The following is a 10,012-nucleotide window of genomic DNA, read 5'->3' on the forward strand; positions in this document are numbered from 1 at the left end:
GACCGGAACGGTTCTCGCCACCCATGGGGCACGTATGCAGATACGTGATGTGGTCACCTACCACCTAAAGCGCGGTTCAGCGTTCGTCGTGGTTCGGACCGACGAAGGGATCGACGGGATCGGCGAGTGCAGCCCGATGCACAGCCCCGTGTTGACGCACTTCGTCGAGCACGCGCTCAAGCCGATTCTGGTCGGCGAGGACCCGCTGGACATCGACCGCCTATGGCGGAAGATGTTCTTCCGCACCTACAAGCTGGGCGTGATGGGCGTGCAGCCCGAAGCGATCGCCGGGATCGACATCGCGCTCTGGGACATACGGGGGAAGGCGACGAACCAGACGGTCTGGAAGCTGCTCGGCGGCAGGTATCGCGACCGCGTCAGCATGTATGCCAGCATCGGCGGCGGCGCTCACATGCAGCCGGATGACATGGTTCGAGCCGTCGCGTCGTTCCAGGAACGCGGGTTCCGGGCGTTCAAGATCCGCATGGACTGGCGGGCGGACAACCAGGACATCGATCCTGCCAAGGACTACGCGATGTTCGCCGCCGTGCGGAAGCACCTCGGTGACGACGTGCCATTGAGCTTCGATGCCAATAACGGGTACTCGGTTTCCACCGCCATCGCCCAGGGCAGGCGCTTCGAGCAGTTGGGCATTTTCCACTACGAGGAGCCGATCCCGCAGTACGACTACGCTGGTTACGCGCAACTATGCGCCGCCCTCGATGTCCCCGTGTCCGCCGGCGAACATGAGTACACGCGGTGGCAGTTCCGCGACCTGATTCTACAGGCGCAGGTCGACATCCTTCAGCCCGATGTCGTGAAGTGCGCCGGCATCTCCGAAATGATGAAGATCGCCGTGCTCGCGGAGACATTCGACAAGCATTTCGTCCCCCACCAGACCCAGCCGACCATCGGCACAGCAGCCAACCTGCATTGCATTGCAGCGATCCAGCACGCGAGCCGCCCGCAGGAGTTCACCGGACAAAACGCGACGCTCGACTCGCTGTTCAGGGAGCCGCTGCGATTCGAGGACGGGGCGCTCGTCGTGCCCACGGGCCCCGGGCTTGGGCTGGAGCTCGACGAGGAAGCGTGCCGCCGTCAACTCGTTTAGGTTCGCCCACGAGCTAGCCGAAGACCGTTAGCGCTTAGGGATCGTATCTCCGTCGGGTCTCGCGCCACGATACCAATGACCCGACGGATCGTTGCCGCGACACAGGATCGACCGCCCGTTCCATCCTCGATACGCCTTCACCTCCGGCGGAACGAAGCGCATGGTCAGCCCGCATCGCCGCCTCGTGGATCGGTTCGGCGCGGAACCGTGGAGCAGCAGGTCCGAATGGAGCGACATCTGCCCGGCGCGCATCGAAAGCGTGACAGGTTCGCCGCCGAAGCGCGAGGGATCGTGAACCGTCTGGTTGAGGACGTTGTTCTCTTCCGGTGCGCTCTCCTCGAACGCGATCTGCCCGAGACGATGGGAGCCCGGAACCACCTGCATCGCGCCGTTTTCCTCGTCAGCGTCGTCGATCGCCAGCCACACGGTGACGGTTCGGCTCGGAGTCAGGGGCCAGTAGGACGCATCCTGGTGCCAACTGACGCGCTTGCCGTCGTCGGGCATCTTGGCGAAGTAGTGGGTTCCCCAGCATACGAGGTCGGGGCCCAGCAGGTCCTGAACGGCATCCAGGATGCGCGGCGCGACGACGAGGTCGTAGATACCGCCGCAGTTCAGATGCCAGCCGTTGATCGAGTAGCTTCCCCAGCCCTCCTTCGACGCTCGACCCATGAGGTCGTCGAAGTATGCCCGATTCGCAAGTGCTTCAGACTCGGAGAAGACGTCGATGGGAGAGACGTACCCGCGCTCGTTGTAGCAGTCCACTTGTTCGCGAGTCAGCCGCTCGGGCGTCTCCACCGCAGCGGGTCGGAACCGGAGATCGCGGTCGAGATCGGGCATAGCGTTCTGGATCGGTGTCATCGTGCCTCCTCTTGTCGCCTCACCGAGTGGCTCAGTCGATGGTTGGGAACGTCGTCCGCAGAGGTTGAGCCCGACCCGTCTCCGCGGATCTGTACGCTCCGTCGAAGATCTCGACGACGTGACGCGCGTGCTCAGCGCTCGACACAGTCGGTATGCCTTCGCGAACCCAGTCCACGAGCTGCATGATATCCTCGTAGACATGGGCTTCCTGGATCGACCGATGCGGACCCACCACATGGGGCAAATCGGCTTGCCCGCCGGCTTCCGTCAGCACTCGCTCTGGATAGTCGATGGGGTTCCCGTTGAACGTCGCGCCGTTTACGCTGCCCTTCGTGCCGAAGAGAACCGGTCTGCCGAAGCCGGAGATACCCCCTGCCGCCACGCCGTAGACGAACCCGAAGAACGCGTCGCCGAAATCGAGCACCATCAGCGTGTTGTCGTCCATGTCGCACGGAAGCATCTCGCCACGGAACTCGCGCTCTCGGATGCACACGCCGGAGAACGCTGTCACCGCCTTGGCGGGCCCCACGATGCCCGTGAGGGCGTGCAAGCCGTAGACGGTCATGTCGTAGAGGGGCCCGCCGCCCGGCTTGCGGTAGTACCAAGCCGGATTGATGTTCGAGAGAACGTCCTCGCCCTGACGAACGCCCTCCCTCTCGTGGTATTGACCGAACGCCGCGCCGGTGACAGCCCACACGAGTTTCCCCAGGTCGCCGTCGAGGAGCATGCGCCGGATTCGCCGGTGTAGGGGTCGCAGCATCTCGCCGGGAGAGGACACGAGCTTGACGCCCTTCTTCGCCGCGCTGTCGATCAGGTCGTCCGCCTCGGCGACGGTCGTCGTCATCGTCTTGTTGAAGTGAACGTGGACGCCGTGTTCGATGGCGAGCTTGCCCTGTTCGTAGTGGATGCCGATTGGCGACGCGATGGATACGGCGTCTACCTCTCCTGACCTCAACAGGTCTTCGTAGTCCTCGAACGCCTTGGGCACGCCGAACTTCTCGGCGGCTGCCTGGGCGCGTCCGGGAACCGGGTCGCACAGGGCAGTGACCTGCAACCGATCCTGGACGTCCTCCTGGGTCAGGTGGGGAAGGATGCCTCGCAGCGAGATGCTGCCCGCGCCGACGACGCCGATCCGGACACGTTCGCTCATTCCGCGTTCCTCCACGATGTGCGATGTTGCCACCCGACCTCGCGCTTGAGTCGAGCATAACTCAGGAAGGATTGGTTCCCGTCGAGATGCGCTGCCTTGTCCGTGAGCTCGGGGCAGAACCGCTCGACCAGTTCACGGCTCGGCTCCAAGGCGGTCGTGTCGTCGCCGTTGAGGAAGTAGACGCCGTGGGGCGGGATGTCTTCTGCCGCTTCCATCAGCATCCGATGGGCTGACGCGACGTCTTCGCTGCCGACCCAGCACCATAGCCAGGGGTTCCAGCCGATCGCCGGCGTGGCGTTCGTCTTCATCTGAGCCCGTCGCTCCGGAGGGCAGATCCCCGCCGGGCGCGTCACGTAGGTTCGGATTCCGTACGCCCGCGTGTAGCTCGCCAGCAGGTCTTCGCCGGCGCGTTTCGAGTAGCTGTAGGAGTCCTCCGGGTACGTGGGATGCGCCTCATCGACGGGAAGATAGTCGAACGGGAATGGCGTCTCGCTGATGCGGAACCCGTGGCCCAGCGCGCAGTTGCTGCCGCACATCACGACCGTTCTCACGTTGGCAGCCACGGCAGCGTGCATCAGGTAGTAGGTTCCCAGCATGTTCGTTCGGAACGTCGCGTCGAAGGGGATGCCGAGCTCTTCGGCTCGGGCTCGCGAGCCAGGGTGATCCACGGGCCACGGCTGAGCTCCAAGGTGCTGGATCGCGTCAATCCTCTCGACAGCGCGCTGGCAATCGGCATAGACGTTCAGGTCTCCCTCGACCCACGGATGTCGAGAGAACTCGTCCGAGGGCGGTCGACGCGACGTCAGAACGAGCTCGTGAGACCGTTCGAGCTCGCGGATGACGTATTCGCCGAGACGCCCACTCGCGCCAGTGACGAGCACTTTCATCAGGTCCTCCAATCGGCACTGCTGGGCTCCATGTTCCCATATCAGCCGCGAACGCGCACCAGCCCATAACAAGGGGTTATCTGTTATCGACTTTGGTAATAATCGATAACTATTCTTGACAGATGCCAGTTCGGGTAGTAGAATAGATGGCGATGCTCCGGACGTCGCGGAGCCATCGAAGGCAGCCATGGGGCACTGGTGAGGTGAGTCTAGGAGGATGGCGTGATGGAACGCCCGATCGAGGAGCGACTGCGACGAGCGGGCTATCGAGTCACGCGACAAAGAACTGCCGTGTACGAGTACCTGATTTCGACCAAGTCGCATCCGACGGTCGAGCAGGTGCACGACGCGGTTCGCGAGCGGTTTCCCCATATCAGTCTGGCGACCGTGTACAACGCCGTCGACTCTCTGGTGGATGTCGGTCTCGTGCGCCGAATCAATCGAGCGGCTTCGTCCGCTCGATATGACGGCGACGTGGGCGACCACGCTCATTTCCGATGCGTTGTCTGCGATCAGCTCCGCGACGTCTCGATGCACACGAACCCGTCCGCAGACGACGGACTCGACGGGTGCGAGATCATCAGCACGAACGTCGAGTTCTTCGGCTATTGTCCGCGATGTCGGCGTGACCGCCTCGGTCTGCCGCCGTTGCCTGAAAACAACGATCGACGAGCCCTGTAACCCGAACCGTCAACGCGCTACTCTGTACCTACGGAAGGATCGATCCATGCCGAAACTGAAGGGCAGCAAGACCGCTGCCAACCTTGCCGCCGCGTTCGCTGGCGAATCCCAGGCGAATCGCCGTTACCTCTACTTCGCCAAGGCTGCGGATGTCGAGGGCTACCCGGATATCGCCGGGCTGTTCCGCGACACCGCCGAGGGCGAGACGGGTCACGCCCATGGTCATCTCGACTACCTGAAGAAGGTCGGCGATCCGGCGACGGGCCTTCCGTTCACGGATGTTGGGGAGATGCTGAAGGCATCGATCGAGGGCGAGACGCACGAGTACACCGACATGTATCCGGGCATGGCGAAGGCCGCGCGTGAAGAGGGCTTCTCGGAGATCGCCGACTGGTTCGAGACGCTTGCCAAGGCGGAGCGGTCCCACGCGGGACGGTTCGCGAAGGGACTCGACTCGCTCGCGTAGTCGACGCGCCGAGCTACCGGTTCCCCCTGTCCTGCGTCTGCCCATCCGACACGGCGAGTGCGAGCCGGGCTCCACGCAGAGACTGGGGTACGCAGACAGTTGCCGAATGAGGGGCGCATCCGAGCGTCCCTCTTCGCTTTGTGTGGAGGTGTCACGATGGACAACATCCGCTATCACCCCACGGAAGGCATGTGCTACAACCCGAACGAGCCCCTCTACTGGCGTCGTGATGCCCTCCGGCAGGAGATCACGCGGGTCTACGAGGTGTGCCACGGTTGCCGCCTGTGCTTCAAATACTGCCAGTCGTTCCCGGTCCTTTTCGACGCGGTCGATGCGAACGAGGGAGATGTCACGGCGATTCCCTCGAGGACGACCGACGACGTCATCGATCACTGTTTCCAGTGCCAGCTCTGCTACGTGAACTGCCCGTATACGCCCGGCGAGAATCACGAGTTCCAGCTCGACTTTCCCAAGCTGATCCTGCGGGCGAAGGCGGTCCGAGCCAAGGAGCGCGGCATACCGTTGCGGGATCGCCTGCTGGCGGATCCCGTCGGGCTCGGAAAGTTGGCTCAGCCGACGGCCGCGCTCGCGAACTGGGGAAACACGTTCAAGCCCCTGCGTCTGGTCATGGAAAAGACGTTGGGCATCCACCGTGACAAGCAGTTGCCGGAGTTCCATGGGGAAACATTCGCCCAGTGGTTCGCGAAGCGGGCTCCCAAGTCGTCGGGTGAGAACGGGATGGTCGTTCTGTTCAACTCGTGCTTCGTGAACTACAACGGACCTCGCATCGGGAAGGCGGTTGTCGAAGTGCTTGCGCGGAACCGGTTCTCTGCCCGACTTGCCGGCGCAGACTGCTGCGGCATGCCGCGTCTCGACTCCGGCGACGTCGAAGCCGCTCAGCTGCAAGCGCGACGCAACGTGGAAGCGCTGTACCCGTTGGCGCAGCAGGGACTGCCGATCGCGGTCGTGAACCCAACCTGCTCGATGATGCTGAAACGCGAGTACCCGGAGCTGCTCCGGATTCCTGGCGACGCGATCCATGAGTGGGCTAAGGCGGTCGCAGCCAACACGTTCGATATGTCCGAATTCCTGTTGAGGCAGCACCGTGACGGGAAACTGGATCGGTCCTTCGAGTCCACTCCTGGAACGGTCGCGTACCAAGTGCCGTGCCACCTGAAGACGCAGAACATCGGGTTCCCGTCGCGTGACCTGCTGCGGACGATTCCGGGGTGTCGGGTTCGTCTGGTCAACGAGTGCTCTGGGCATGACGGCACATGGGCGATGCGTACGGAGCACTACGACGAGTCCATCGCCGTCGGTAAGAAAGCGTTCGATGGCATGAAGGACGCGGAAGCGTCGGTTTGGGCGACGGACTGCCCGCTCGCCGCCGTGCAGATCGAGCAGCACGCGGGCAAGAAGCCGCTCCACCCGTTCGAGATCCTCGCCATGGCGTATCGACCGGACGGCTTCCCTGAGAAGGTTCAGCGCGACACGACGGAAGGTTGACGCATGGATGCGCTTCGACGCGACGAGATCCTGGCGAATAGCGAGTACGAGAAGGTCCGTGACGACCTGCGGCGCAAGATCATGCGGATCAAGCGGGACCGAATCGTATCCGTCGGCGACCACGTGACGTTCCACTTCGAGAGCCGCGACACGATGCGCTACCAGGTCCAGGAGATGATGCGGGTCGAAGGGCTCTCCACGGACGAACAGATCCAGGGCGAGCTCGACGCGTATAACCCGTTGATCCCCGGTCGTGGCGAGCTGTCGGTCACGATGATGATCGAATACGAAACCCCGGAAGAGCGCGCCAAGTACCTGCCGCTGCTCGCCGGGATCGACCGCCACACGTTCATCCGAATCGGCGATACGCCTCCGATCCCCGGCGACTTCGACCGCGTTCAGCTTTCCGAGGGCAAGGCATCGAGCGTGCAATACGTCAAGTTCCGCCTGAGTGAGCAACAAGTCAGTCTGCTGGCGCAGCAGGGCACGGTCGTTCGCGGGGTCATCACGCATCCGCAGTATCAGGCGAAGGTCGTCTTCGGTGAGAACGTGCGGCAGGCGATCCAGTCGGACCCGTTGTGACGCCGCGCGTCGTCGACGCGAATCGGTGAGGTCGCGATGCTCGTTTGGGTCAAGGTCGAGACGCTTGCGCGGCATGACGCCAGCGACGGCGATTTCCGCATCAAGCGGCGGCTCGAACATCTGTCCGGCGAACCGTGCCTCGTGCTGCACATGTCGCAGGCGACGCCGGAGACCGTCCTGGCGCTATCACCCCGCGCTCTGTTCCTGAGCGGATGCGCGACGTGGTTCCGCGACTTCGACGTGCGAGAGTTCTACGTCTTCGAGAACCTGGTCCATGCGACGGAGTCGATACCGGCGCTCGCTATCTGCGGCAGCCACCAACTGTTGGGCTTCATGTTCAACGATGGCTTCAGGAACCTGAAGCGCGTCATCGACGAACCAATGCGCCCACTCCACGACGGCGAAGCGCAGATCGGCTGGTGGATCAGCTCAGAGACGGCGGGACTGTTCACCGAACAGGGCTACTACCCGATCAGTATCTTGGTGGATGACCCACTGTTCCATGGGCTCCCCAGCCCCTGCGTCATGCCCGAATCGCACGCGTGCGAGATCAAGCGCGTCCCAGACGCCTTCGAGCTGATCGCGACGAACGACACCTGCCGCGTTCAGGCGATCAAGCATCGCTCGCGACCGCTCTACGGGACGCAGTTCCATCCGGAGCAGTGGGTCGCGGAGTACTCGGACGGCGAACTCCTGCTGCGCAACTTCCTTCGAATCGCCGGCATTGGCGACTAGCTTCGGGAGGCAATCGAATGGATGAGCCGATGCGTCGCCGATGGCTCTGGCTCCCTGTGTGCGTGTGGGGCTGGGTCGTGGCGGGATGCGGGACGGACAAGCCAGCAGAACCCCCTCCCTCGTACGTCGAGTCCGTGAATATGCACGAGCTCGTCTCGGAGCTCCCAGGTTCGTCGTCTGCTAACTTCGAGGTCGCTGGCAGCGTCGTATCGGAGACGGCGGCGTACCGGTTGACGGAATCGAACTTCTCATGGTCGCTGCCGATGTCGGTCGCCGTTGAAAAGGACTACGTTGGCGAGATCGCGCGGAAGCTGGATGAACGGATCGCGGCGACAGGCATGCAGATCGTGGGCAGGCGGGATGAGGCGACCGGAATCGCCCGGCAACTCGCCGACCCCGAGAACGGCAGATACGGGTATGTGTTCGTCGCGGCGATGCGACAAGCCAACGGTGAGTTCCGGGTCGTCGGCTCCCTGACCGAGTCGATGGCGCTACGGTGAGCGTGTCAGCCTAGAGCCGGATTTGCTCGTGCTCAATGGCAGACGTGTCCGAGTCTTCCCGCTCTGCGAGCACTTCCCTGAGCTGTTCCAGTGACACGGTAGCACACCCCATCTGCGCGACGGTGATGCCCGCCGCGTAGTTCGCCAACCTCGCTGCGTCGACGGGACGGGCTCCGACGGCGAGCGCGGTTCCGTAGACTGCGACGACCGTGTCGCCCGCGCCCGTCACGTCGAAGACCCTCCGAGCGACCGTGGGAATGTGCGTCACCCCAAGAACTCCTGGGTCGTTCGCGCGCTCGAAGAGGGACATCCCTTCGGGTCCCCGCGTGATGAGCAGGTGGTCGAGCTCCAGGTGGCTCACGAGCCTGGCTCCAGCCCTGCGCACATCTTCCACGCTTTCGATCTTCAGCCCCGCCGCCGCTCCGGCTTCGTTCGTGTTCGGCGTGATGCACGTGACACGTCCGTAGTGCCGGAAGTTCTCCACCTTGGGATCGACCACGACCGGTATGCCACGGCTTCGTGCCAGTGTACGCACTTCCACGATCATCTCGGCGTCGAGCAGCCCCTTGTCGTAATCGGCGACGATGACGGCGTCAACGCTGCTCACTTCGCGACGGTATATGCGCTGCACATCCGCGCGCACGTCCGGGCTCAACGCGCGCCTCGATTCGCGGTCGAGACGGACGATCTGTTGGGTCCGGGCGATGATACGGGTCTTTAGGCTCGTTGGTCGAGACTCGTCCGGCACGATGCCGTGGGCGTCGATTGCCGCGTCGTTCAGGAGCTTGAGGAGCTCGTTGGCGGAACCGTCCTCGCCGGCAGTTCCCACCAGCGCGACGTCGGCTCCCAGCGAACGCGCGTTCGCCGCGACATTCGCCGCACCGCCGAGGCGGTACTCGTCGCTGACGACCTCAAGTACCGGAACGGGCGCCTCGGGCGAGATGCGTGTCACATCGCCGGTGATATAGGCGTCCAGGATGATGTCGCCTAGCACGAGGACGCGGCGATCCGCTAGGGTCGCAACGATGTCTGTCAACGCAACGTGGCCGTGTGTGTTTCCCAAGCGACCATCCTGCTGGTACGACCGACGACTCGATGCCTGCGTTCCGCCGTCCTCGACATGCCGGGTCACAACCCGGGCGACCAACGCTTGATATCCCCCCAGCGAGCCACCGTCATTCCCTCTGGGCGTACTGGCAGAAGGCCGGGATCCACCATGTAGGTGACGCGGACGTGTTTGCCAACTTCGCGCGCCAACCGCCGCACGTTCGATCCGTCTCGGTGCATGAGATAGACGCCGCTCACGTTGCCCACGGTGAGTCTGTAGAGCAGCGAAGTTCCGTCCGGGCTCCATCGTGCCTGGTACAGACGGTCGGTCCAGGGGCTACCAGGCGCGAAGGCGAACTCCGTGACTGGCACTGCGTTTGCGCCGTTTGAGTCCATCACGTACAGCTGATCATCACGACTCAAGGCGATGGTTCTGCCGTCCGGCGACACGTCGATGGAGTAGTATGCCAACTCACGCCTTGTCGGCTG

General features: G+C 63.5%; 12 protein-coding genes. 7 read left to right on the forward strand and 5 right to left on the reverse strand.

Annotation, left to right across the window (positions count from 1 at the left end; genetic code table 11):
* Positions 1–34 precede the first annotated feature (34 nt).
* On the forward strand, positions 35–1,111 hold the full coding sequence (locus FJZ36_07995; GenBank protein MBM3214839.1) for a mandelate racemase/muconate lactonizing enzyme family protein: 1,077 nt from the start codon (positions 35–37) through the stop codon (positions 1,109–1,111).
* A gap of 27 nt (positions 1,112–1,138) precedes the next feature.
* On the opposite strand, the gene FJZ36_08000 is transcribed toward FJZ36_07995, so the two are convergent.
* The 3 genes from FJZ36_08000 to FJZ36_08010 are packed head-to-tail and all read right to left on the reverse strand — an operon-like array spanning position 1,139 to position 4,378.
* A complete protein-coding gene (locus tag FJZ36_08000; protein ID MBM3214840.1) occupies positions 1,139–1,969 on the reverse strand; it encodes a phytanoyl-CoA dioxygenase family protein in 831 nt (276 codons plus the stop codon).
* A 31-nt stretch (positions 1,970–2,000) separates the two neighbouring features.
* Positions 2,001–3,119 (reverse strand): Gfo/Idh/MocA family oxidoreductase, encoded by a 1,119-nt coding sequence (locus FJZ36_08005; GenBank protein ID MBM3214841.1) that lies wholly within the window; start codon positions 3,117–3,119, stop codon positions 2,001–2,003.
* The gene (locus tag FJZ36_08010; protein ID MBM3214842.1) at positions 3,116–4,378 is read right to left on the reverse strand and encodes an NAD(P)-dependent oxidoreductase; all 1,263 of its coding nucleotides are present in this window, start codon (positions 4,376–4,378) and stop codon (positions 3,116–3,118) included. The genes FJZ36_08005 and FJZ36_08010 overlap by 4 nt, the downstream gene beginning before the upstream one ends.
* Here FJZ36_08010 and FJZ36_08015 point away from each other — a divergent pair.
* The 6 genes from FJZ36_08015 (at position 4,232) to FJZ36_08040 (ending at position 8,476) form a co-directional block, all read left to right on the forward strand.
* On the forward strand, positions 4,232–4,687 hold the full coding sequence (locus tag FJZ36_08015; protein MBM3214843.1) for a transcriptional repressor: 456 nt from the start codon (positions 4,232–4,234) through the stop codon (positions 4,685–4,687). The two genes, FJZ36_08010 and FJZ36_08015, sit on opposite strands and share 147 nt — an antisense overlap.
* Before the next feature lie 46 nt (positions 4,688–4,733).
* Positions 4,734–5,153 carry a rubrerythrin gene (locus FJZ36_08020; protein MBM3214844.1) on the forward strand — a complete coding sequence of 140 codons (420 nt, stop codon included), beginning with the start codon at positions 4,734–4,736 and terminating at the stop codon, positions 5,151–5,153.
* Between the two features lie 156 nt (positions 5,154–5,309).
* Positions 5,310–6,659: an anaerobic glycerol-3-phosphate dehydrogenase subunit C gene (locus FJZ36_08025; GenBank protein ID MBM3214845.1), complete on the forward strand. Its 1,350-nt coding sequence runs from the start codon at positions 5,310–5,312 to the stop codon at positions 6,657–6,659.
* A gap of 3 nt (positions 6,660–6,662) precedes the next feature.
* Positions 6,663–7,241, forward strand: a complete 579-nt coding sequence (locus FJZ36_08030; protein MBM3214846.1) for a DUF3501 family protein — start codon at positions 6,663–6,665, stop codon at positions 7,239–7,241.
* 36 nt (positions 7,242–7,277) lie between these two features.
* Positions 7,278–7,976 carry a hypothetical protein gene (locus tag FJZ36_08035; GenBank protein ID MBM3214847.1) on the forward strand — a complete coding sequence of 233 codons (699 nt, stop codon included), beginning with the start codon at positions 7,278–7,280 and terminating at the stop codon, positions 7,974–7,976.
* Between the two features lie 29 nt (positions 7,977–8,005).
* Complete coding sequence (locus FJZ36_08040) at positions 8,006–8,476, forward strand: hypothetical protein (protein MBM3214848.1); 471 nt, start codon at positions 8,006–8,008, stop codon at positions 8,474–8,476.
* A 10-nt stretch (positions 8,477–8,486) separates the two neighbouring features.
* On the opposite strand, the gene rfaE1 is transcribed toward FJZ36_08040, so the two are convergent.
* Positions 8,487–9,830 (reverse strand): D-glycero-beta-D-manno-heptose-7-phosphate kinase, encoded by a 1,344-nt coding sequence (rfaE1, locus tag FJZ36_08045; protein MBM3214849.1) that lies wholly within the window; start codon positions 9,828–9,830, stop codon positions 8,487–8,489.
* A partial coding sequence (locus FJZ36_08050) for a hypothetical protein (GenBank protein ID MBM3214850.1) occupies positions 9,605–10,012 on the reverse strand: 408 nt, incomplete at its 5' end. The genes rfaE1 and FJZ36_08050, both read right to left, overlap by 226 nt.

Source organism: Candidatus Poribacteria bacterium, from assembly GCA_016866785.1.
GTDB lineage: Bacteria > Poribacteria > WGA-4E.

What these genes read in the sequence shown, in the direction of transcription:
- FJZ36_08035 (MBM3214847.1), top strand. Translation starts at nt 7,278, where the DNA reads ATGCTCGTTTGGGTCAAGGTCGAGACGCTTGCGCGGCATGACGCCAGC.
- FJZ36_08010 (MBM3214842.1), bottom strand. Translation starts at nt 4,378, where the DNA reads ATGGGGAAACCGCTCGCGAACCGCGTCGTGCACCTGCTCGACCGTCGG.
- FJZ36_08030 (MBM3214846.1), top strand. Translation starts at nt 6,663, where the DNA reads ATGGATGCGCTTCGACGCGACGAGATCCTGGCGAATAGCGAGTACGAG.
- FJZ36_08005 (MBM3214841.1), bottom strand. Translation starts at nt 3,119, where the DNA reads ATGAGCGAACGTGTCCGGATCGGCGTCGTCGGCGCGGGCAGCATCTCG.
- FJZ36_08025 (MBM3214845.1), top strand. Translation starts at nt 5,310, where the DNA reads ATGGACAACATCCGCTATCACCCCACGGAAGGCATGTGCTACAACCCG.
- FJZ36_08000 (MBM3214840.1), bottom strand. Translation starts at nt 1,969, where the DNA reads ATGACACCGATCCAGAACGCTATGCCCGATCTCGACCGCGATCTCCGG.
- FJZ36_07995 (MBM3214839.1), top strand. Translation starts at nt 35, where the DNA reads ATGCAGATACGTGATGTGGTCACCTACCACCTAAAGCGCGGTTCAGCG.
- FJZ36_08015 (MBM3214843.1), top strand. Translation starts at nt 4,232, where the DNA reads ATGGAACGCCCGATCGAGGAGCGACTGCGACGAGCGGGCTATCGAGTC.
- FJZ36_08020 (MBM3214844.1), top strand. Translation starts at nt 4,734, where the DNA reads ATGCCGAAACTGAAGGGCAGCAAGACCGCTGCCAACCTTGCCGCCGCG.
- FJZ36_08040 (MBM3214848.1), top strand. Translation starts at nt 8,006, where the DNA reads ATGCGTCGCCGATGGCTCTGGCTCCCTGTGTGCGTGTGGGGCTGGGTC.
- rfaE1 (MBM3214849.1), bottom strand. Translation starts at nt 9,830, where the DNA reads ATGGAGCCCGGACGGAACTTCGCTGCTCTACAGACTCACCGTGGGCAA.